Below are 24,586 nucleotides of genomic sequence, written 5' to 3' on the forward strand. Positions count from 1 at the left end.
GCATGGGCTTGGGACCAATTCCCATGTCCTTATTTTCCCATGTTGTTGCGAAGGAGAAGTTGTCACATGGCTCGTGTGCTTGTTGTTGAGGATGAAGTCGCTATTTGTAACCTGATTTGTGCTGAACTGAGCGCCGAGGGGCATACTGTCTACCAGGCCAATGACGGCCTGCAAGCGCTGACCCTGGTTGAGCAGCACCAGCCACAGCTTATCATCCTCGACTGGATGTTGCCCGGCCTGGACGGCCTCTCCGTTTGTCGCCGTGTGCGCCTGAACTACCTCATGCCTATTCTTATGCTCACCGCGCGCAATGAAGAGATCGACCGGATTCTAGGTCTGGAAGTGGGAGCCGACGATTATATTAGCAAGCCTTTCAGTATGCGTGAGCTTATGGCCCGGGTGCGCGCCATGCTCCGCCGCGTCGATCTGGATCAGCGCCTGGCCCAGACCCTCCAGCAGGCCCGAACAGAACCCCCAGCGGCGCAAGTATCACCCGCGATAACACCCACACCAGGCCAACCCCCTATCATACGCGGACCATTGGAGATCGACCCTAATGCCCGCATTGCTAAACTTCATGGCGAAGGTATCATGCTCACGCCCAAGGAATACGAACTGCTGATTTTACTGGCTTCACATCCTGGGCGCGCCTTTAGCCGCGAGTTCCTGCTGCAACAGCTCTGGGGATACGACTACGATGGCTTTGATCGCACCGTCGATACACACGTCACACGCCTGCGCAAGAAACTCGGCGGCGTAGGAGAAAAAATTGTCACCGTCTGGAGCGTTGGCTACCGCTTCGTAGAATAGAGCCAGGGCTATTTAATTCTCCCCTTAATCTTCCTCTGCAGATGCTCAACCTCTTCAAGGTACTCACATCAGGGAAGCGCTGTTCGAGCGCTTTCTCCAATGCTTTCAGAATCACCTGCTCTGTGCCTGGCGCGATAGTGACAAATTGGCTCGGGGGTGGAGGTGGGACCAGGTTGAGAGGAAAGTTGTGGTTGTATTTATACTAAAAAAACAGTGGTGTATGAGCAACACTGTTTGCTTTTCAATCAAAGTTTACCGGTGGTACGTTAGTTATCCATCGTGACCGCCGAGCCAGAAAGGGAAAACGCATGACTACTACGTTACAGCGACCCGTACGCACGCAACTCACCAATGTTGCTTTCAAGAAGACCGCAACCGCCTCCTCCGAGTGGAGCGAAGCATGGAAAGCAGAGTTCGCTCTTGATGGACACCGTGAGGGAGGAGATGGACATGCCTGGGCTCCCAAAAATCGCAATGTGTTACCAGCAGATGAACTGACGTGGTGGCAAGTGGACCTTGGTCGTCTCCATCGGATCTGGGAACTCGACCTCACTACGCTCAGTGACCGCGACTATCCGCTGAGCCGCTACAACTTCGAAATCCAGGCTTCTGAAGATAGGCAGAATATGAGTCATTATCGCGTACTTGGAAGGGTTGATAGCGTCCACAGCCTCCCTATAGGAGGGACCCTGACCCTCGCGTTTGATACCCCTGTCTCTGCGCAATACATTCGCGTTGTCAAACTGACGACAGAGGCCAATCCCTATTTTGATATGGCGATTGCTGAATTTCGCGTGTGGGCGGAATAAGGAGTCACAGTGGAAACTTCACATCCAGGTGTGAAGTTTCCACAAAAACGAGCCTCGCCGTTGCTCCTGCTATTAGGCATCCTGCTAGTTTGCCTCCTGTTCAGGAAACAAAGGGATCAGGAGGCGGAAACAACCCATATCCTGGACCCAAGCCGCCGTTACCCACTTCAAGGTAGATCTCTTTAAGCAGTTGGTTCTCACGTTCTCAAGCGCGGCGCATCTTTACCTCAAGTCCCGCTTTGACCTGCTGCCATTCGTTTTCAATAATACTGTAGTAAACTGAGTGGCGATAGGAGCCATCAGGCATAATCCTGTTATTACGCATAGTACCCTCTTTCACCGCTCCCAGACGCTCAATAGCCCGTTGCGATTGTATATTGGCTTCCCTGATTGCCTCGTATAACGCTGGGGCATGTGCAAGACAAAGTGGCTCCAGAAGCACCTTTTGACCCCTCAAAGTGATAGGTTCACATCTCATCATGAGAATTTATTCCTCCTTCTCCCTCGCGCGATTTTCTCCGCCTTTTCCAGGTAAATGAGTATTTTTGCGCGCGTTCCATGCTCTCTTTTTGCTCAAGCAGCATAGGCGGGAGTTTTTCTGAGTGTACAGGCCGATTGGTGTTGTGACCAGAGCCAATATCTGATATGATCGGCATACCAATTCCTCATGAGAGACGGAGGGAAGCCCAAACATGAGCAAGCCACCGTTGGTGGCTTGGCCTTATCTCCTGCCGCTTGATCCGCAGAGGGCAGAGCCGCTCTACCTGCAACTCTACCATGCGCTCAGGCAGGCTATTCTGCGTGGCCAATTGAGCGCAGGAACACAATTGCCGCCCACACATGTGCTGGCGACTGAACTGGCAGTGTCGCGTACGACGATCGTGACGGCCTTTGAGCAGCTGATTACCGAAGGATATCTCGAAGCGTGTGTAGGGTCAGGAACGTTTGTGTTATCGACCTTGCCTGAAGAGATGCTCCAAGTGTCAACCCAACCCCTACCTCTCCCGGGGCGGATGCCTCAAGTGTCACAGCGCAGCCAGCAGGTGATGCCTGTTCCGTTACATTCCCTGCCCTACACACCGCCAATGAAGGCTTTCCAGCCAGGCTTGCCTGCACTGGATGCCTTCCCTGCTGATGTATGCAGGCTCATTGCACGGCGTTCTCAGCACTCCTCATTGGAACTGTTTGCCTATGGTGATCCAGCAGGCTACCGTCCTTTACGCGAGGCTATTGCTCACTATCTGACTACCTCGCGAGCAGTATGTTGTCAGCCTGAACAGGTGTTGATTGTTTCGGGGGCGCAACAGGCCATCGACCTCACCGCTCGTCTTCTTCTCGATGAGGGGGATGTCGTGTGGGTAGAAGATCCTGGATATCCTCGCGCGCGAGATTCTCCTGGGAGCTGGGGCCAGGGTCGTTTCCGTTCCACTTGATCACGAAGGGCTCAACCTTCAGGAAGGCATACAGCTGAGCATGCAGGCACGCCTGGCCTATGTGACTCCATCACATCAGTATCCTATGGGAATCACCATGAGTCTGGCCCGGTGCCTCGCGCTTCTTGAGTGGGCGCGGACCACCAGAGCATGGATACTAGAGGATGATTATGATAGCGAATTTCGCTATCGCGGGCGTCCTCTGGCCTCTCTGCAAGGTCTGGATACGCATGGGCGTGTCATCTATATGGGATCATTTAGCAAAAGCCTCTTTCCGGCCCTACGCCTGGGCTATCTGGTGTTACCACCTGAGATCCTGGAGCCCTTTCTTGCTCTCAGTGCACTTTGCGGGCGCTCCGCCCCCACATTCGAGCAGGCCATTGTGGCGGATTTTATCACAGAAGGCCATTTTCTCCGCCATATCCGGCGGATGCGGGCGCTATATGCTCAGCGCCAGCAGCTTTTGATTGAGGTGATGCAGCAGGAGCTTGGCGAAACAATAAAACTGGAGGCGCATGAGGCAGGAATGCATATCATTGGCTGGCTCCCACAGGGCGTTGATGATCACCTGCTTTCTCAATTGGCTGCTCAGCAAGGAATAGATGTTCTGCCTCTCTCAGCGTGTAGCGAACAGAAGCCTGAGCGAGCCGGGCTGCTCTTAGGATATGCGGGAGTCAATGAACAGGAAATACGCGAGGGGATCAAGCACCTGGCCAGGGTTGTAAAGGGAATAACATAGCAAGAGGGGCAAGAGACGGGAACCGCTCGCGGCCCGCCTGCACATCGCTTCAACCGCATTCGGAAGCAGAACTTTATCGAATGCAAGCAGAGAAGTATCAGCTTTGAGCCTGGCCGCCAGGAGCATGAGACTGAGTGATGGCTGCTGAACACGAAAAGTACGGAAGAGCTATTTTACTGGGTACCTGACAATAACGCTACTTAGTTGCCTGGTATTCATTCTTCATATCCTGGTATGGCAAATGACGAACATAACTCTTCCACCTTTTCTCTGACTTCCAATTTTACATCTTCAGGTAATATATATTGCCTTTCATTACGCACAGAGATCGATGAAAGGACACGATCAACTAGTTCGGCACACATCCTCATCTCTTTTACACCCATTCCTCGCATCGCAACACTGTTCGTTCCCAGGCGCAAACCACTTGTTATCAGTGCAGATCGCGTGTCGCCCGGAATGCGGTTCTTATTTACCACAATGCCACATTCTTCAAGAGCTCGCTCAGCAATGATACCTGTCAGCCCATTTGACGCTATATTCAAGATGACCATATGATTGTCGGTTCCACCGGTAAGCACATCATATCCTCGAGCCTGCAACTCGCCAGCCAACGCCCTGGCGTTCTCTACCACATGATATGTCAGTAGCTTGAATTTCGGCGATACCACCATTTCCAGGGCACGCGCCTTGGCGGCAATAACATTAAGGCTAGGAGTGCCCTGAAAAAACGGAAAGGTGGCCTTCTGAAGCCTCTCAGCCAATGTACTTCGTCCATCTGATGACAACTGTTCAGAGTCTCTTCCCATCAGTATCAGACCACCACGCGGACCATAGAGCTGTTTATAGGTACTGGTCGTTGTAAAGTGCGCCTCATTGATCGGGCTCTGGTGCTCACCAGCAACCACAAGACCCGCTATATGCGAAACGTCCGCCAATAAGTAGGCTCCAACTTCATCCGCGATAGCCCGAAAACGCGCGAAATCAATACTGCGGGGATACGCACTCGCACCCGCGACAATCAATTTCGGTCGCGTCTGACAGGCTAAACGCCACACTTCATCATAATCAAGCAGGCTCTCCTCATTGACATGGTACTCAACAACATCGAACCACTGACCAGTGAGCGAGGCGCGCGATCCATGCGAAAGATGCCCACCAGAGTTCAATCCCAACCCCATGATCCTCTCGCCAGGTTTGAGCAAGCTTCCAATCACTATTTGATTCGCGCTGGTCCCTGAATGTGGCTGTACATTCGCATAGCACGCACCAAAGGCAACTTTTGCTCTCTCAATGGCTAACCGCTCTATCTCATCAGCAACTTCGCATCCGCCATGAAAGCGCCTGGCTGGATAGCCCTCAGTGGTAAGATTGCCAATCGAAGAGCCTAAACAGGCGAAGATTGATGGGTGCGCAATACTTGATGCAGCCACAAGTGTCAGAGTATTGAGTTGACGCTGGTGCTCTTGAACCAGTAGTCTCTCAAGTTCGGGATCCTCCTCTTTGAGCAAACTGGTCCCCTTTAAAAGAAAGTCCGCTAACATATCCTTATGCATTCTAATCTCCATCCTTACGCAGAGACTCATCCTCAAGAGTGGAGGTTTGACAAATAATCTTCGCTAACTCGCTGGCATTGTGCTTCACGAAATAGTGCCTGGCTCCGTCGATTGTTTGTAGATGAACCTGATCCCCGAAATACTCCCATTCTCGGTATCTTTCTTTGTAATCCCTGGTCGCGGCATCTTCGGTACCCACGATACAGATAATGGGAGTTTTCAACTTCACAGGTGGGACCTCATAAGCATATCTATAATGTTCGGCAGCATTCAGCAAATCGTGACGCACAGCGCGGAGGATGTGCTGGAGATCATCGTGCGCAAAAATATCCTCAAGCCCTCCCAGGTATTGTAGCCATTCTAAGAGGTCCTCATCTGAGACCTCTTTTCCAAGCGCGATTGAACGCATTGGCTCTCTATCGGGCAATGCCGCGCCTAGATACACTGCTGTGAGTGCTCTCCCTTGCGCTTCCAACTGGCGCGCAATCTCAATTGTTAAGGCCACACCCGCGCACTGACCATATAGGGCAAGGGGCTTGCTCTCCACCGTCTGCATAATCTCCTGCACGCATACACGTGCCACCGTTTCCAGGGGCATGAGTGGCTCCTCGCGACGTACAAAATCGTGTCCTGGCAGAGCCACAGAGTAGAGATGATACATTTCAGGCAAGTTATTCGCCAGCGTTTGATAAGATACGACATTGCCTCCTCCATATGGCACACATACGAAGGATAGTTCAGGTAAGCTCTCATGCCCTGTGAGTTCATAGAGCAAACGTGTGGTATTTTCCGGGGATTGGCGCAAATGGGCCGCGAGATCTTGAATGGTTGCGTTCCGAAAGAAGTCAATCAAGGACAAGGTATCACTACATGCTCTGGCAGCCCGAATCGCCTTGAAGGAGTCGCCTCCGAGTTCAAAGAAGTTGTTGGTAATCCCAATCTGCTCGATGCCCAGAATATCCGACCAGGTACGCGCGAGACGGCGTTCAAGCTCATCGCGAGGCATGACCAGATCTTTTCGCAGTGGTTGCGCCCGATCTGGTTCCGGTAATGCCTTACGGTCAACCTTGCCATTAGGAGAGAGCGGCAAGCGCTCTAGAAACACATACGCCTGGGGCTGCATATATTCGGGGAGGCTCCTCTTTAAAAGAGAGCGCAATTCCGTTGGCTCTGGCTCACCTTCAGGTGCAACAATATATGCGACCAGTTGCTTATCGCCGGCTCGATCATCTCGGGCGAGTACGACCGCCTCGCGTATGGCTGGATGCTGCTTTAACGTTGCTTCTATCTCGCCAGCCTCAATGCGTAATCCACGAATCTTTACCAGGAAGTCCAGGCGCCCCAGTAGCTCTATTACGCCATCTTCGCGATAGCGCGCAAGATCACCTGTTTTATAGAGCCGCTCTCCAGCCTCCCGAGCGAAGGGATGAGGCACAAACTTCTCCGCCGTCAAATCCGGTCGATTGAGATATCCACGGGCCAGGCCTATCCCCCCCAGGTGCAGTTCACCCGGTATGCCGACAGGGACAGGCTGAAAGTTCGCATCAAGGATATACGCTTCCTGGTTCGCCATGGGGCGCCCATATGGAATGCTCTTCCAGTTGGGGTCAGTCGCCTCCACCGGGTAGATAATCGAGTGGATCGAGGCTTCGGTCGCACCGCCCAGGCTAATAAATTCGATTCCAGGCGCCAGCATCTTGAGTCGATCCGGTAACGTGACAGGCACCCAATCGCCACCCAGGAGCGCCAGGCGCAGGTGTAACGGTCCCGTCTGCGTCTGCTCACAATGAGTTACCAGCAAGTCCAGTAGGGATGGCGCAGAGTTCCAGAGCGTAATACGCTTGCGCACCAGCAATTGCGCCCAGTGTGCGGGATCCTTGCTCAAAGAGGCTGACGGAAGTTCGATTCGCCCGCCCGCCGCAAGGATACCTAGAACGTCGTAGACACACATGTCAAAGCTCAGTGAAGATAACGCTAACACGCTATCACCTGGCCCAACCTGGAAACGCCTGTTCAGGTCGGTGATATTATTGACGACCCCTCTATGTGGGATGGCAATACCTTTCGGTCTTCCCGTCGAACCAGACGTTGAGATGACATACGCCAGGTTTGTCGGAGCAACATCTGATAGTGGGGCATCACCTTGCACCTGCTCAATTCTTGTCCAGTCAGAGTCTAGACATATGACATATCTCTCCTGCGCAGGCAAGTTGGCCAATAACCTTCGTTGTGTCAAGACGACGGAAGCCCTGGTCTCTTTGAGCAGAAACGCCAGGCGCTCTTCTGGATAATTTGGATCAAGTGGCGCGTAAGCACCTCCAGCTTTCAGAATGCCCAGTATCCCTACAACCATCTCTACTGAGCGCTCCACACAAAGGCCAACGATAACATCAGGACCAACACCCAGACGACGCAGGTAATGCGCCAGTTGATTCGCGCGCACATCGAGCTGAGCATAGGTAAGTTCCTGCTCTTCATAGCTCAGGGCGAGAGCTCCTGGCTGTTGCGCAACATGTCGTTCAAATAACTGATGCAGGCAGAGATCATCTGAGAAGGGAGTCTCGGTCTGATTCCAGGCCGATATCATTGTGTGCCACTCACGCTTCGTTAGAACCGGTAGCTCTTGAATAGGCTGCTCGGGATGCTCCATCAGAGCCTCCAACAAGCTCAGATAGTGCCCCAACAGGCGTTCTATGGTCTCAGCCCTAAAGAGAGCGGTGTTATATTCCAGTTCAACGCTAATCTCCTTTCCAGGCTCGCGAATGCTTACTAACAGGTCGAACTTGGAGGTTCCTGTTTGTAAAGCATAAGGTTCCACGACCAGGCCAGGAAAGGTTCCACTCTCGCTCAGGCTCTCAACGCTCTGAAAAAGGACCTGGAAGAGTAGCATGCCCGCCGAATCGCGCTCCGGATGTAGTTCCTGAACCAGGCGCTCAAAAGGAAGGTCTTGATGGGCATACGCCTGCAAACATTCTTCACGCACATGTTGCAAGGCTTTGTGGAAGTTTAGCGATCCTGGCAATACTGTGCGCAAGATCAGCATATTGATAAAGAAGCCGATCAGGTCTTCCAATTCCTTCCGCATGCGACCAGCAACAGACGTTCCAATGACAATCTCTTCTTGTCCACTATAGCGCGTGAGTAGGATCTGAAAAGCGGTCAATAAGGTCATGAAAAGGGTTGCCTGGTTATGCTGGCTAATTGCCAGGAGTTTCCGCTTGAGCGTCGACGAGAGTAAGATAGTCTGCTTCTCCCCAGTAAACGCAGGGCCTGCCAGGCGCGGATAATCAGTTGGGAGGCGCAGGGTTGGGAGATTGGCCAGGTGCTCTCGCCAGTAGGTAAGCAGGCCATCAAGTTTGGGGCCTTGCAGGGTCTGGCGCTGCCAGAGCGCATAATCGGCATACTGAAGTGTAAGCGGCGGCAATGGCAGCTCTTTTTGCTGCTGATAGGCATCATAGAGGGCGGTTAGCTCGCGAAAGAAGATGACGATGGACCAGGCATCCACGGCTATATGATGAAAAACCAGGGTCAGGATATGCTCTTCCTCACCAATAGTCATGAGCAATACGCGAAATATTGGGCCTTGTGTGATGTCAAATGGACGTTGCGCCTCTTCACATGCAAGTTTATATGCCACTGCCTCTCGCTCGCTCTCAGGCAGTGCGCACAGATCTATGCTCCTCAGGTGAAGATCGGCGTCTGAATGAACCACCTGCACAGGTTGTTCGTCTTGCACACCAAACGAGGTCCGTAATACTTCATGGCGCCACATGATCTCCTTGAGGGCACGCTGAATAGCGGCCCTATCGAGCACACCACGAAGGCGAAGCGCCAGGGGCGAATTATACGCCGGATTACCTGGCGCAAGCTGGTCGGTAAGCCAGAGCCGCTGCTGCTCAAACGAGAGAGGAGGCGCTCCGACCTCGCCTCTCCATGCCATGATACGTGTTTCAGGCTGCGCGGTAGACTGCTTCTGGCGAAGTCGGTTCTCCAATACCGCCCGTTGTTCCGGTGTAAGTTTGGCAAGCCGCCTGGATAGATCTGTCACGCTTTACTCCCTCGCTCATATTCTCTGAGTCGACTGCGCTGTCGAGTACATTTATAATCTTCTATTTATTCGTCTCGGGTGCAAGATTCTCGACCTCCGCAAGCAGCCTCTCAAGCTCATCATCTTCGCTCTGCTCCAGTTGCATCTGTACGATTGCCAGTGCCAATCCCATCACTGTTGGCTGCTCGAAGAGGGTGCGCAATGGCATCTGAACCTGGAAGAGAGCCTGAACCTGCCCCACGAGCCTGATTGCCAGAATGGAATGCCCCCCTAGCTCAAAGAAGTTGTCAGTAATACTCACGCGCTCCAGGTGAAACAGCTCTGCCCATAGCCTCGCCAACTGCTCTTCAACTGGCGTCCGAGGTGCGAGATAGGAGGCGGCATCTCCCTGCCTGGTTGGCAATGGCAGTGCGTGCTGGTCCAGTTTGCCATTTGGCGTGAGAGGCAAACGTTCCAGCCACACATAGGCTCCTGGCACCATATACTCCGGTAGCCATTGCAACAGGTGCGCGCGCAGTTCGCTCGATGCCTGCTCACCTGATAGAGGGTTCGCGACAAGGTAGGCAATCAATAACCTTTCGCCAGACTGGTCCTCACGCACGATCACCTTCACCGAACGCACCGCTGGATGCTTGAGTAAGCTAGCCTCAATCTCTCCACATTCAATTCGATAGCCGCGCAACTTCACTTGCCCATCTATGCGACCTTCAAAGAGCAGTGTTCCATCCTCACGCATACATGCCAGATCGCCTGTTCGATAAAGTCGCTGACCTGCAATCTCGCTGAATGGGTCAGGGACAAAGCGTTCAGCCGTCAAGGCTGGCTGTTTAAGGTAGCCGCGCGCGACACCTTCTCCACCTACATAAAGTTCGCCAATAATGCCAGGAGGAAGCGGTTGCATAGCCGCATCCAGGACGTAGGCACGTGTGTTGGCAAGAGGTCTACCAATTGGGACGGATGGATCAAGTGCATCATCTTCGTGTATAGCGTAAGCACATGAGAAGGCAGTGTTCTCGGTCGGCCCATACCCATTGATGATCTGGCAACCACCCAGTTCTTCCCGCGCCTGGAGCACATGGGGCACTGAAAGCGCCTCACCCCCAGCCATCAACTGTTTTACTCCCCGTAGGCCATCAAGATGGGTCTCCACCATCTGGTGAAAGATAGCTGCTGTTAGCCACATAACGCTAACCTTTTGCCCCTGGATAACCTCTACCAACTCGTCCAGCGAAGACACGTCCGCTGGCGCGACCACCAGCCGCGCACCATTCACAAGACTTGCCCATATTTCGAAGGTAGCTACATCAAAGGCGATGGAAGAGAAGAGCAACAACACATCTTGCTCACTAATGTGAACATATGTTGGCTGATACGCCAAATTAACAATACTGCGATGCGTGATAATGGTTCCCTTGGGATTACCAGTCGATCCCGAGGTATACATAACGTTTGCAACATTTGCCGCTACCACAGAACTCGCAAGATTTGTGCCCTCCTGGTGACTCAGCAGTTCTCCCGCGAGATCGACAACCAGGAGGGAGCTTTCTTCGAGCTGCGACAATCCTGCAACCATCTCTTGCGTGGTCAGCACCAGGGGGGTCTGCACATCTTTCAGGATATAGGCAATGCGCTCACCCGGATAAGCGGGGTCCAATGGAACATAGCCGCCCCCGGCCTTCAAGATCGCCAGCAGGCTCACAATAAGCTCAAGAGAGCGCTTCATGTATACAGCTACGCACACCTCTGGCCCCACGCCCTGCTGCTGTAGGTAGCGCGCGAGCTGATTGGCACGATAATTGAGCTCCGCATAGGTCAGAGACGCTTCTCCAAAGACCACCGCTCTTGCCTCTGGCTGATGCTCCACTTGTGCTTCAACGAGTTGATGCACACATAGACGTTGTCGCTCAATACCGCCTACTTCTGCTCGCTGGTCAGGTATGTTAATGGCTCGCAACCATTGTTCACGCTCTGCTGAACTTAGCATCGACAGTTGTCCAAGTGACTTTGCACTCTGCGCTGGTATACCCTCCAGCAGGTACTGGAGATGACTGAGCATGCGCTTGATCGTGGCGGGAGCAAAACGTTCGCATGAGTAGCTTAAACGCAATGTCAGCGTCTGGCGTGGCACGACAATAAGTTCGAGTGGATAATGCGTACGCGCATTGGCTGACAGCGGTGTAATGCGTAGTCGCTCCGCGCCGTCATTTTCCATTTCGACAACTGGATAGTTCTCAAAGGCCAGAATGCTCTCGAAGAGGGGTTGACCACGGGGAACCTCGCTCCACGCCTGAACCTGCATTAATGGGCTGTGCTCATATTGGCGTAGATCGACCTGCTGGCGCTGTAACTCCTTCAGCCAGGAGAGCAGGTCCGTTTTAGCAGAAAACCGTACACGCCCAGGCAGGGTGTTCACAAATAACCCAATCATAGATTCGACCCCTGCCAGAGCAGCTGGACGTCCAGAAACGACCGTTCCATAACTGAGATCATGCTCTCCGCTATACCAGCTGAGTAGAAGCGCCCAGGCCCCCTGTACGAGCGTATTCAGAGTCAATTGGTGTGTACGTGCAAAGGCCTGTAAAGCGCTTGTAGTCTCCTGCGAGATCGTCAGCGTTTGCGCTTCAAAGTGACCCTCGCGTCCTTCCTTATCCGCTCCAGATCTATGCTCTACCACTGATAGATCGCGCAGCCTTGTAGGCTCAGTAAAGCCTTTGAGCGTTTGGCGCCAGAACGTTTCTGCCTGCGTTACGTCCTGCTTCTGTAACCAGGCGATGTAATCGCGATAGGGACGGGACTCCTCCCACCTGGGTTGCTGCCCCTCCACCAGAGCTTCATAAGCGGTGAAGACATCTTTGAGCACCAGCGGCGAACTCCAGCCATCCAGGAGCATATGATGGTAGCTCCAAACGAATCGGTATGTTCTCTCGCCCAGGCACACGAGCGTCAGCCTCAATAGGGGTGCTTTGTCAAGCGCGAAAGGGCTTGTCTGATCAGCTTCAAGGAACTGCTCCCAACGTTCCTGCTGTTCAGTAGACGCCAATTCACGCCAGTCGTGCTCCTGCCAGGGAATATTTACACTATGCATCACCACCTGAAGTGGTTTCTCCAATCCCTCCCAGACAAAGCCCGTACGTAGAATAGCATGTCGATTGATAACCTCCTGCCAGGCTTGCCTGAATAAGGCAACGTTCAAGCCTCCTTCGAACTCCCAGCCGGATTGCAGTATATACGCTCCCGTGTTTGGATCATACAAGGTATGAAAGAGCATTCCTTGTTGCATTGGCGACAGGACATACACATCCTCTACGTTGTCAAAGCTCATCTCGGTGGCTCCTCTGTACTGGTCATTTTACCAAGCAGGCTGGCAAGCTTGCTAAACTCTTTTGCATCCAGGTCCGCCAGGGGAAAGGGTTGCTCGTGCTCCTGTACTTCTGGCTCATCATGTTCTGGTACGCTCTCGGCGCTCTCAATCGCCCTGGCGAGTTCCGCGATGGTCTGATACTGGAAGAGATTTCTGGCGGTCAAACGTAATCCTGCCCGCATGGCCCTGGTCACGATCTGGATAGTAAGGATAGAGTCTCCTCCCAGCTCGAAGAAGTTTTCATGCCGGCCCACACGTTCCAGGTGCAAGACTTCAGCCCAGATGGACGCCAACACTTCTTCGGTTGGTGTGCGCGGCTCCTGATCACCTTCCTCAAGATCCACGCGCTCAAGTTGAGGTGCTGGGAGTGCCTGTCGATCCAGTTTGCCATTGGGTAGTAATGGCAACGCATCAAGGAAAACAAAGGCTGCGGGCAACATATAAGCGGGTAGGTGTTGCAGGAGCCTGGCCCGCAGGTCCTGCGCCGATGGAGAGGGTTCCTGGGACGCGACAAGGTAGGCGACGAGGCGCTTCTCGCCCGATGGGGCTTGCCCCACCTGTAGCGCGGCATGGCGCAGACGCTCATCCCGCATGAGAATAGCCTCAATTTCACCTATCTCAATGCGGATACCTCTTATCTTGACCTGCTGGTCTATCCGTCCCAGGTACTCAAGAATCCCATCCGAAAGCACGCGCGCGCGATCTCCGGTTCTGTAGAGCCGTTCGCCTGACTCCTTACTAAAGGGGTCAGGAACAAAGCGTTCAGCCGTCAGGTCGGCACGCCCCTGATACCCCCTGGCAAGACCAATCCCGCCTATATAGATTTCACCCGGCACGCCAACAGGCAGGGGAGACAACTGCGCATCCAGGATGTAGACACGCATATTGGCAATGGGGCGCCCAATCGACACCTTCGTAGCTGGTTGTGTACCAGCAGGCAATTCATAGCAGGTGGCATCAGCCGCCACTTCAGAGGAACCGTACAGGTTTAGAAGCGTAGCTCCTGGTAAAGCTACCTGAAAACGCTGTACTAGTTCCCGTGATAAAGCTTCTCCACTTACACTCCAGAGCTTGAGGCCTGGCAAATGCGCCCCTATCTGGGTATCCAGGTCAAGCAAGCTTTGAAGCAAAGAGGGCACCAGGACCAGGCGGGTAACGTTCTGGCTTGCCAATGTCTCTATGAGGTCATGTGGGTCCTGCAATTGTGCTCTTGGGATCAGCACTATTGGGACGCCCTGAAGCAGCGGACCAAAGATCTCCCATACGGCGTCAACAAAGCTTAATGATGTTTTCTGGCAACAGATCTCATCATCCACAAAGGGATAGGTCTGCCACATCCAGTGTAAACGGTTGAGGGTAGCCTGGTGCGTCGCCAACACACCCTTTGGCCTTCCCGTTGATCCCGAGGTATATATCACATATGCCAGATTCTCTGGCTGAATATGCACATTCAGAGGCTCCTCTGGCAAACGCATAAGCTGTTCCTGGTCGCTATCCAGGCACAGGAAGCGTATGGAGGGAGAGAGGAGGCGCGAACGAAGATGTTTCTGCGTGAGCACAACCGACACCTGCGCATCCTCCACCATTAGCCTCAAACGTTCAACAGGATAGTCGGGGTCCAGGGGTACGTATGCTCCTCCAGCTTTCAGAATGCCAAAGATACCGATCACCATCTCGATTGATGGTTCCAGGCATAAGCCAACCCGCATCTCCGGCCCAACATGTAGCTCGCGTAATGCGTGTGCGACCCGGTTAGCTTGCCGATCCAGTTCACGATAATTGACTCGCTGCGCTTCATAGATAAGCGCGGTCGCTTCCGGTGTACGTGCCACCTGCGCCTCAAATCTATGCACAAGGCTCGACGCTATGGGATAGGTGACTTCGGCCTTGTTCCAGGATGGGATAAGCTGTTCGCGTTCGTCAGGACTCACTGGTTGGGCCTGACTGATTCGCTGCTCAGGATTGGCGACCAGCGCCTCAAGCAATCCCTGGTAATGCTCGACCAGGCGCGCTATGCTCTCTAGATCAAAGAGATCCGTGCTGTACTCAATCGCGCCTTGCAATGAGCCATCCTGGTCCTCAGAGAGATAGAGGCTCAGGTCAAACTTGGATACGGAGCTCTCCAGCGGTTGCATCTCAATCACAGCCCCTGGTAGTTCCAGAGCATCGATGGTCATATTCTGTAGCGCGAAGAGGACCTGGAAGAGGGGATTGTAACTCAGGCTGCGTTCAGGCTGTAGGGCCTCGACAAGTTTCTCAAAGGGGAGTTCCTGGTGTGTATAAGCCCCCAGGCAGACCGCGCGCACACGACTCAGAAGCTCTCTAAAGGTGGGATCGCCTCCCAGGTTGGTGCGCAACGCTAATGTATTCACAAAGAAACCAATCAGACCTTCGGTCTCAATACGCGTCCTGTTAGCAATGGGGGTGCCGATAACGAGGTCCTCCTGACCACTGTAATAACGCAACAGCACCTGGAAGGTTGCCAGAAGCGTCATGAACAGGGTGGCATCCTCTCGCTGGCTTAAGGCCCGTACTCGATCCGCCAGTTCAGCAGGCAAATGGAAGCTATACATAGCTCCCGCAAAGCTCTGGACCGCTGGCCGGGTCCTATCGGTTGGCAAGTCGAGTAGTTCGGGCGCACCCGCCAGTTGCTCACGCCAGTAGGCGATCTCCTCCTCCATTGTCTCTCCACGTAACCAGTTCCGCTGCCAGACCGCATAATCGGCATATTGAATGGGCAACGGTGGGAGCACAACTTGCTGATTGGCACACAGCGCGGTGTAGATGGTCGAGAGTTCCCGGTAGAGAATGCCCTGCGACCAGCCATCCGAGGCGATATGGTGAATAGTCAGCAGCAGCACATGGCTCTCTGAGTTCAAGCGCAACACTCGTGCTCGTAGCATTGGATCTCGCTCAAGGTCAAAAGGCGTACGCATCTCCTCATTTGCGATACGCTGTATAGCCACATCGTGCTCCCTCTCGGGTAAAGTGCTCAGGTCGCTCACTGGAAGGGCAACGGTATATGCTGGCATGATCACCTGGGTTGGATGCCCATCCTCTCCAACACGGATAGCCGTGCGAAGCACTTCATGTCGCTCTACAAGTATATCCAGGCTACGCTCAAGCACCCCGATATTCAACCTGCCAGTTATGCGCCTGACTCCCATGATAACGTACGCCGCGCTCTCCGCTTCTAGCTGCTCAAGGAACCAGAGCCTCTCCTGAGCAAAAGAGAGCGCCAATGGATGCGTGCGCGCGACCGGTAGGAGTGGGGGGACCTGGCGCGGCCCGATAAGTACACGCTCCGCCGCAATCCTCTCCGCCAGTTCAGCAATGGTTGAGGCTTCAAAGAACACAGCAAGGGGTAGATGCACATGGAAGGTCTCCTGGACCCGAGACATGACCTGGGTTACCAGCAATGAATGGCCTCCAAGCGCGAAGAAGTCATCATCAATACTTATCCCCTCCGCAGGATCGCCAAAGACCCCAAGCGCAACATCTTCGGGGTCAAGCAAATCCGTCCAGATCTCTATAAGCTTCGCCTCGATATCGCCACGCTCATTCTGTGCAAGAGGTTCTATCACACTGCTCTCTTCTACCTCTGGGCGCGGCAAGGCCTGAAGGTCGATATTCCCGGTCACATCTACCTGGAAGGCATTCACCTGAACCAATCGAGCAGGCAACATATAATCAGGCAGGCGCTTCTCCAGGTATTGGCGCAACTCGCTATACGTAGGCCTGGGCTGATCCTGGGTAGGCACAAAATAAGCGATAAGCTGAGACTCGTCAGGCTGGTCATCGCGCACGACCACCACACATGCTTGTACACCAGGATAGGAGAGTAACGCCGCCTCAATCTCACCGAGCCTGATCCGGTATCCACGCAACTCTACCTGGCGCTCCACGGGTCCCAGGCGCTGAATCATCCCTGTAGCATCATGCAGAAGGGGAAGCGCATCGATCCGCTGCTCAGGCTGTTCTACAATCCCTTCCAGCAAACGCTGGTAGTGTGAAATAAAACGCGTAATGGTACTTGCATCAAAGAGGTCGGTGTTGTATTCAATAGTGCCAAAGATGTCCTGCTCTTGTTCCCACAGGAAGATCATCAGATCCAGGCGTGATGAACCTGTATCGATTTCTAGCAGATTCAGTGTCAGGCGGGCCAGTTCCAGCGTTACCATGGGCATATGCTGGAGCGAGAACGCAACCTGGAAATAAGGAGGATGGCTCAAGCTGCGCTCAGGTTGTAGCGCTTCTACGATCTTGCCAAATGGCAGGTCCTGGTTTGTATATGCCCCCAGGGCAACTTCGCGTACACGCCCCAGGAGTTCACGGAAAGTGGGGTTACCATTAAGACGCGTCCTTAGGGCCTGGATATCGAAGAAGCAGCCAATCAGGTTCTCAATCTCCACATGCGTTCGATTGGCGTTTGTCGATCCAATGACAATGTCATCCTGCCCCGTGTAACGGAAGAGGAGTGTCTGAAATGCGGCAAGCATCGTCATCGAGAGGGTCGCTCCCTCCCTTTGCGCCAGCGCCTTGAGCGCCTGCACAAGCGTCGATGGCAATCTGAATGGGTGCTGTGCGCCGCGAAACGTCTGCAAAGGTGGGCGCGGGCGATCAGTTGGAAGAGCTAGCATTGGGGGCGCGCCTTTCAGGTGCTCCTGCCAGTAGGCTAACTGTTGTTCCATCAATGACGCGCCCAATTCACCAGTTTGCTCATCACGCGCGCGGCTGTGCAAGCGCTCCTCCTGCCAGAGCGTGTAGTCTACATACTGAACCGGCAAATCCACCAGCGGCGTACTATTCTCACCTTCTGTCAAAGCGTCATAGAGCACGCCGAGCTCCTGTAAAAGAATACTCAGCGACCAGCCATCAGAGACAATGTGATGCACTGTCAGTGAGAGCGCATGCTCTTCATCGCTCAAACGGAATAGGCGAGCGCGAATCAAAGGCCCCTGGCTCAAATCAAAGGTCCGTTGAACCTCCATGCGCGCCTGGCGCTGCATTTCCGCTTCGCGCTCTTCTACAGGCAACATGCTGAGATCCACCTCTGACAGTAGCAGGTAAAGCTCGGACAAGATGACCTGTGCCGGTCGCCCCTGGTGCACCACAATGATGGTAAGAAGCGACTCATGCCGCTGGATGATGGTATTCAAGCCTCGTTCTAGTACACGAACATCCAGCGGTCCCCGGATCATCACCAGGCGCGAGATATTAAAGAACGGGTTGTTCGGCTCCCACTGATCGAGGAACCAGAGCCGTTGCTGAGGGAATGAGAGAGGAAACTCCCCTTCCCGCTTAGCCCGCTTGATTGGTTCTTGTCGAACCTGGGCACGCGCTCTCAAATGCTCAATACGCTCCGCCAGGGCCGCAACCGTCTGTGCTTCAAAGAGGGTACGGAGCGGGACTTCTACCAGGCAGGCATCACGCAAGCGTGAGATGATCTGTACCGCAAGCAGTGAATGTCCACCTACTTCAAAGAAATTGTCATCAATCTCAATGGCCTCTCGTTGGAGTACCTGCGCCCAGATTCCTGCCACCAACTCTTCAATTGGCGTTCGTGGCGCGCTATAATTTTCACTTGCCTCCTCGATAGGCCTGGGTACGGGTAGCGCACGCCAGTCAAGCTTGCCATTTAGCGTCAGCGGCAACTCCGCCAACCAGGCAAAAGCGGAGGGAAGCATATACTCTGGCAAGGTCGTTCGCAAGAAGCGCCGCAGTTCAGTCTCCGTCGGATTGATCTGCCCATCCGCTGCTGGAACCATGTAGGCCACTAACTGCTTCTCACCATCATCCTTGGCATACGCTCGTACAACCGTCGCCTGAATGGCCGGGTGCTGGAGCAGAATTACTTCAATTTCGTGTGGCTCAACCCTGACTCCACGAATTTTCACCTGTTCATCCAGGCGACCAAGAATCTCCAATGTACCATCAAGGGTGTAGCGCCCACGGTCGCCGCTATGATAAAGCAGGTCTTGCTCGTCGTCGCGGAAAGGGTTCTTCACGAAGCGCTTACCGCTCTCCTCTAAGGCATTGATATACCCAAGACTCCTGAACGGTGTACGAATGACAATCTCGCCCAGTTCGCCCGGACCGCAGAGTTGACCGCCTCTCCCCATAACAAGCATTTGCGTCTCTGGCAGAGGCCTCCCCACTGGTTGTACACCAGGAGTGGCCTCCTCAGGTAGTTGGTACCAAGCCTTAGCAAGCGTCGTTTCAGCTGGTCCATAGAGGTTGACAAGCATCCCCTCGCAACCAAAGGCCTCGCGCCAGCGCCGGGCCAGGAGGCCCGTCAGGGGCTCTCCGGCGAAAAAGACGCGCCGCATAGCGGGTAGCTTATCTTTGACCGCCTCATCATTGAGCCAGCTTTGGGCCATCGTTGGCACAATATGCAGGATCGTAATTCTCTCGTGAGCTAACCAGGGAATGATACGCTCAGGCATCAATTCGGCATACGCTTCCGGCAGACAGAGTGTTGCTCCGCTCACCAGGGGCGTGAAAATGTCTCTGAGCACCACATCAAACGAGATAGAGGTTATCTGCGCGCAACGGTCGCCCGGCCCGATATCGAACGTCGTGCGCTGCCACATCAGAAAGTGGCTCAAGCTCTTATGCCGCCCCAGCACCCCCTTTGGCACGCCCGTCGTTCCCGAGGTAAAGAAGAGATAGGCTGGGTCATCCTGCATAATCTCTGGTAGTTTAACCGCTTGCAGGTCCTCGCCAGGCTCACCCACCGGTCGCCCACTTTGTCCATCTACCGCTAATCTGGTCAGCGCGCTCAGTTCTCCCAACGCTTCCACCTCGCTCATGTCCAGAAGCACCAGATATTTGGCTTGTGCCTCCCGCACCATCACCTCTCGCCTACGCAGAGGAAGTGTTCGATCCAGCGTCAAGAGCACGCCTCCACTCATCAGGGTCCCTAGCAGCGTCGCGTAAAGCCCAAAGCTCCGCGTCCCCTGGATCGCAACCGCATCCCCACGCCTGACGCCTCGTTTGATCAGCGTACATGCGATAACTTCTGCCCGCTCAATCAGTTCACGATAGCTCCATTCTCGTCCCGCCTGCCGGAGTGCGCTCAACTCGCGTGGATCATCGGCCCAGGTTTTTATCAGGTTCGTAACTGGCTCACAATACGGCACTGGCAGCATTGCTGTTGGATCAGGAAGTAGGTGGCGAACATCGGGAGTGATCAGCGAATATGAATCTATCACCCTCTCTGGCGACTCCGTGATCTGCTCTAGCAAAACCTGAAACTGGCTCAAGAAGAGACGCATACGCGCTTCCGAAAATAGGGCGCGTTGATAGACAAGTTGTAATAGCAGTCCCTCTTCTCGTTCATCGATATAGAGCGTTATGGGTAACTTGGCCTCTGGCTCGGTCAGTTCCACACTATGCACTTCCAGATCTGGAAGCCTCAATGCATTCTGGGGCATATTCGCCAGATTCAGCATTACTTCAAAGAGGGGATTGCGGTTCAGGCTGCGCTCAGGCTGCAACACATCTACCAGGTACTCGAAGGGAAGATCCTGGTGTGCGTATGCTCCCAGCGTCGCCTCGCGTATCCTGCTCAGCAACTCAATGAAGGTTGGTTTGTTCTCCAGATGTACACGCAAAACCAGAGTGTTCAGGAAAAGCCCGATCAGTTCCTCAAACTCCGAGCGTGTGCGCCCAGCAATTGGGACACCAACCAGGAGATCATCCTGTCCACTATAGCGCCCGAGGAGGATGGAGAAGGCACCCAGTAATACCATGAAAAGCGTGGCATCTTCTCTCTGGCTCAACGCCTTGAGCTTGCTGGTCAATTCACCTGGTAGCATCAGCTCCAGGCCCACACCCTGGAAATTCTGCGTGGCTGGTCTTGGGTAGTCCGTAGGCAGATCGAGCACAGGTGGCCGATCCGCCAGTTGCGCTTCCCAGTAGTGCAGTTGCTTCTTCAAGCCCTCGCCTCGCAACTGTTCCCGCTGCCAGGAGGCGTAATCGGCGTACTGTACAGTTAGATCCGCCAGAGGTGAAGGACGCCCCTCTGCAAAGGTGCTATAGAATTCACCAAATTCCCTCATAAATACACTCAATGACCAGCCATCGGAGATGATATGGTGCATCGTCAGGAAGAGTACATGCGTTTGCGCGTCCAGGCGTAGCAGTGATACGCGCAGCAACGGTCCTCGTTCAAGGTCGAAGGGTTGCCGGGCCTCAATGGTCAGCCTTCGCTGTATCTCTGCCTCCCATTCCTCCTCCTCAATACCCGTTAGGTCGAGCAACGGCAACTCCAGAGAAAACTCTGCCTTGATCCGCTGTACCGGTGTGCCCTGCACCTCCACAAATGTCGTTCGCAGGATCTCGTGGCGCCTGATAATCTCATCAAGGCTCTGTTGCATGCAGTCCAGTCGCAAGCGACCATCCAGGCGAAAAGCCATGGGCATATTATAAGCTGTATTCTCAGGTTCTAATTGGTTCAGGAACCAGAAGCGCTCTTGCCCAAAGGAGGGCTGCAGATCACGCTGCCGGGAAACCCTGGATATCGATGGAAACTGCAACTCACTTTCAACAGGGCGTACTGCCTCGATCTGACTGGCTAAGCCCATCAACGTCGACGACTCAAAAAGCGCTCGAAGCGGTAAGTCTATATGAAACTGATTTCGCACGCGCGAAATCAACTGGGTAGCCAGGAGCGAGTGCCCTCCTAGTTCGAAGAAGTTTGCCTCCCGGCCCACCTGTTCAACAACGAGTACCTCGCGCCATATACTCGCTAACTGCTGTTCCACCTGTGTACGAGGCATTTGCTCTTCACTCAGCGTCTCCACCTCACCCCATTGAGGCTGCGGCAACGCCCGTTTATCCACCTTCCCATTGGGCGTCAATGGCAACGCCTCCAACCAGACAAAGGCCGCTGGCACCATGTACTCCGGTAAGCGCTCACGTGTATACGCTCGCAATGCTTCCGCCGTTGGGGTCTCCTCGCTCTGCCTCAGCAAGTAAGCAACGAGACGCTTCTCCCCTGGTCGATCCTCGCGCAGGATCACTGTTGCCGAACGCACTGCCGGATGCTTGAGCAACTGGCTCTCAATCTCTCCCGTCTCAATACGATAGCCTCTCAGCTTGACCTGCCCATCCTCTCGCCCAACAAACTCCACCGTTCCATCCGCTCGCGCTCTCACCAGGTCCCCGTCCGGTACAACCGCGCCCCTTCCTCCTCGCTGAACGGATCGGGCACAAACCGCTCAGCGGTCAACACTGGCTGGTTGAGATATCCTCGGGCCAGTCCCTCCCCACCCAGGTAGAGCTCCCCTATCACCCCAATGGGCACCAATTGCTGATATGCATCAAGCACATAGGCTCGTGTATTGCCGATGGGACGACCAATTGGGATGGTTGCCTCCTCTTCCGCTACAAACTCAACCTGGAAGGAGAGTGCATAGGTCGTACATTCCGTCGGACCATATATGTGCCGCAACCGCCCAGGGGCTCCCACCTGTTGGATGGCTCGTATCCAGCGTGGCTCAACCGCTTCACCGCCGACTAAGAGGGTTTGCAATGAGGAAAAGGCTGTCGGCTCCTGCTGGGCAATCTGATTGACCAGGGCCGTCGTCAAAAAGAGCGTAGTGATCTCTTGCTGGCGCAAGGTGCTCGCCAACGCCTGGGGCTGCAACAGCGCCTCCTGACTCAGACACATCAGTCTCGCGCCATGGGTCAATGCCGCCCAGATCTCGAAGGTCAGCGCATCAAAGGCCACGCTCGATGCTCCCCCTACCCGGTCCTGCGCGCTCAGCGCCACATACGTTGGAGCATAGACCAGGTCCACGATATTGCGATGGGTCACCTGGACACCCTTGGGCAAGCCTGTTGATCCTGAGGTATACATCACATATGCCAGGTTCGTTGCTCCTACCCCACTTGCCACATTCGTTACCGGATAGGGTGACAAAACAGCATCCAAGGCATCCAGAGCAAGCACGCGGCTTCCTGCTTCTGACAGATCCGCTTGCAAATCTTTCCTGCTCAGCACCAGGAAAGCACCCGAATCCTTGAGCATGTACGCTAACCGTTCACGCGGATACCCCGGATCCAGGGGCACATATGCCCCTCCCGCCTTTAAGACGGCGAGCAGCGCCACCACCAGTTCAATCGAGCGAGGGAGGCAGACCCCTACCCGTACCTCTGGACCGACCCCCTGCTCCCTCAGGTAGTGCGCCAGACGGTTTGCTCGCTCGTTGAGTTCTCCATAGCTCAGTTCCCCCATCTCGTCGCTGACGGCTATGTCGCCAGGACGCACCCGCGCCTGCTCTTCGACAAAAGTATGCACACAACGTTCTCGTGGAAACGCCTGTGCGGTCTGGTTCCACTCCACTATCTGGAGCGCCCTCTCCGACTCACTGAGCATCCCTAGTTGCATAACCGACTGCTCTGGGTCCGCGACAAGACCCTGCAAGACTGCGAGCCAGTGTTCGCACAGCCGCATGATACTTGCCGCGTCGTGTAGGGCCGTGTTGTATTCTAGCAGGCCCTCTATCCCTTTGGGCGTCTCCCAGGCCAGGACGGTAAGCTCAAACTTGGCCGTGTGACTTGCCCATGGCTCAACGTGTAAGCGCAGCCCCGGTCCCAGTTCCTGGCTTTCTGGGGGCAATTCTTCCCAGGCAAAGGCCACCTGCACCAGTGGCGTCGCGCTCCCCACGCGCTCGGGCCTGAGCACCTCAACCAGCTTCTCCAATGGCAACTCGGCATGTCCCTGAGCCGTCAACAGGCGTTCTCGCACCCGTTGCACCAGTTCGCGTCCATTGGGCTCGCCTTGCACATCCGCACGCACCACCAGGGTATTGACCAGCATTCCGATGAGGTCCTCGGCTTCAACCTGCCTGCGTGTATGCACTGGCATCCCTAGCAGGAAATCCTGCTGGCGACTATAGCGACTCAGCACGACTTCCAGCCCTGCCAGCAGCACCATATAGAGCGTGCAGCCTTCCTGGCGTGTGAAAGCTTTCAACTGGTCCGTTAAAGTCTCAGATAACATAAACTTCTGGCTAGCGCCCTGAAAGCCTGGTACGCCTGTACGCGGTAAAGAGGTTGGAAGATCGAGGGAGGTGGGCGCTCCTGCTACCTCCCTTTGCCAGAAGGCCAATTCTTCCGCTAGCGCCTCGCCTTGCAACCATTCTCGTTGCCAGCGAGCGTAATCGGCATACTGAATGGGCAAGGGTGACAATTGCACGCTCATTCCTGTTACTCTTGCCTGGTAGAGTGCCTTCAGTTCGCGAAAGAAGATTTCAAGCGACCAACCATCGAAGACGAGGTGATGAGCAGTAAAAAGGAGATAGTGTTCCTCAAGCTGACAGCGTAGCAGCAGGGCACGTACCAGCGGCGCAGTTTCCAGGTCAAAGGTGGTATCTGCCTCTTGCTGGACCGCCAATCGCAACGCCTCCTCTCGCTCCGCTCTATTCTGGGCTGATAGGTCAAGAAGAGGCAAAGAGAGTTTGACATCTTGCTCAACTACCTGATAGGGACGCCCCTCCTGCTCATGAAAGCTTGTGCGTAGGCTCTCATGGCGCGCTATAAGAAAATTCAGGCTAGCTTCCAGGGCATCGACCTGCAACGATCCTTCCAACCGCAACACAAGTGGCACATTATAGAAAGGATTATTCGGCTCCAACTGCGCCAAGAACCAGAGCGGCTCTTGCTCGTAGGCGAGAGGAATTGGCGATCCATCATTATACGCGCCACGTGTGATTGGAGGCCTGACGGATACGTTGAACCCTTCTTCCGCGAGCAACAATGCTAAAAGTTCACCCTGCTGCTCGGAAAACGCCTGCTCCTGGCTCATATCGTTAGGCTCCAT

At 54.4% G+C, this 24,586-nt stretch carries 9 protein-coding genes; 4 read left to right on the forward strand and 5 right to left on the reverse strand.

From position 1 onward, the window contains the following. The first annotated feature begins 66 nt into the window (after nucleotides 1-66). The 4 genes from JMJ04_RS24575 (at nucleotide 67) to JMJ04_RS24590 (ending at nucleotide 3,791) form a co-directional block, all read left to right on the forward strand. Entirely contained in the window at nucleotides 67-810 is a 744-nt protein-coding gene (locus tag JMJ04_RS24575) for a response regulator transcription factor (protein WP_201373060.1), read from the forward strand. A gap of 308 nt (nucleotides 811-1,118) precedes the next feature. After that, entirely contained in the window at nucleotides 1,119-1,619 is a 501-nt protein-coding gene (locus JMJ04_RS24580; protein ID WP_201373061.1) for a discoidin domain-containing protein, read from the forward strand. A gap of 692 nt (nucleotides 1,620-2,311) precedes the next feature. Continuing rightward, a complete protein-coding gene (locus tag JMJ04_RS24585; RefSeq protein WP_201373062.1) occupies nucleotides 2,312-3,052 on the forward strand; it encodes an aminotransferase-like domain-containing protein in 741 nt (246 codons plus the stop codon). 40 nt (nucleotides 3,053-3,092) lie between these two features. After that, the gene (locus JMJ04_RS24590; protein WP_201373063.1) at nucleotides 3,093-3,791 is read left to right on the forward strand and encodes an aminotransferase-like domain-containing protein; all 699 of its coding nucleotides are present in this window, start codon (nucleotides 3,093-3,095) and stop codon (nucleotides 3,789-3,791) included. A 215-nt stretch (nucleotides 3,792-4,006) separates the two neighbouring features. Here the strand turns inward: JMJ04_RS24590 and JMJ04_RS24595 are convergent, their stop codons facing one another. The 5 genes from JMJ04_RS24595 to JMJ04_RS24615 all read right to left on the reverse strand — a co-directional run bounded on the left by JMJ04_RS24595 (nucleotide 4,007) and on the right by JMJ04_RS24615 (nucleotide 24,586). Next, nucleotides 4,007-5,347: a serine hydroxymethyltransferase gene (locus JMJ04_RS24595; protein ID WP_201373064.1), complete on the reverse strand. Its 1,341-nt coding sequence runs from the start codon at nucleotides 5,345-5,347 to the stop codon at nucleotides 4,007-4,009. A gap of 1 nt (nucleotide 5,348) precedes the next feature. Then, nucleotides 5,349-9,395, reverse strand: a complete 4,047-nt coding sequence (locus tag JMJ04_RS24600; RefSeq protein WP_201373065.1) for a non-ribosomal peptide synthetase — start codon at nucleotides 9,393-9,395, stop codon at nucleotides 5,349-5,351. A 61-nt stretch (nucleotides 9,396-9,456) separates the two neighbouring features. Continuing rightward, nucleotides 9,457-12,717, reverse strand: a complete 3,261-nt coding sequence (locus tag JMJ04_RS24605) for a non-ribosomal peptide synthetase (protein ID WP_201373066.1) — start codon at nucleotides 12,715-12,717, stop codon at nucleotides 9,457-9,459. Then, nucleotides 12,714-21,917 (reverse strand): non-ribosomal peptide synthetase, encoded by a 9,204-nt coding sequence (locus tag JMJ04_RS24610; RefSeq protein ID WP_201373067.1) that lies wholly within the window; start codon nucleotides 21,915-21,917, stop codon nucleotides 12,714-12,716. Before JMJ04_RS24610 ends, JMJ04_RS24605 begins: the two co-directional genes overlap by 4 nt. Further along, on the reverse strand, nucleotides 21,914-24,586 hold the full coding sequence (locus JMJ04_RS24615; RefSeq protein WP_201373068.1) for a non-ribosomal peptide synthetase: 2,673 nt from the start codon (nucleotides 24,584-24,586) through the stop codon (nucleotides 21,914-21,916). The genes JMJ04_RS24610 and JMJ04_RS24615 overlap by 4 nt, the downstream gene beginning before the upstream one ends.

Source organism: Ktedonobacter robiniae, from assembly GCF_016587375.1.
Lineage (GTDB): Bacteria > Chloroflexota > Ktedonobacteria > Ktedonobacterales > Ktedonobacteraceae > Ktedonobacter > Ktedonobacter robiniae.

Coding starts and splice junctions, on each gene's coding strand:
- JMJ04_RS24590 (WP_201373063.1), top strand. CDS start 3,093: ATGCAGGCACGCCTGGCCTATGTGACTCCATCACATCAGTATCCTATG.
- JMJ04_RS24615 (WP_201373068.1), bottom strand. CDS start 24,586: ATGGAGCCTAACGATATGAGCCAGGAGCAGGCGTTTTCCGAGCAGCAG.
- JMJ04_RS24595 (WP_201373064.1), bottom strand. CDS start 5,347: ATGCATAAGGATATGTTAGCGGACTTTCTTTTAAAGGGGACCAGTTTG.
- JMJ04_RS24575 (WP_201373060.1), top strand. CDS start 67: ATGGCTCGTGTGCTTGTTGTTGAGGATGAAGTCGCTATTTGTAACCTG.
- JMJ04_RS24585 (WP_201373062.1), top strand. CDS start 2,312: ATGAGCAAGCCACCGTTGGTGGCTTGGCCTTATCTCCTGCCGCTTGAT.
- JMJ04_RS24580 (WP_201373061.1), top strand. CDS start 1,119: ATGACTACTACGTTACAGCGACCCGTACGCACGCAACTCACCAATGTT.
- JMJ04_RS24605 (WP_201373066.1), bottom strand. CDS start 12,717: ATGAGCTTTGACAACGTAGAGGATGTGTATGTCCTGTCGCCAATGCAA.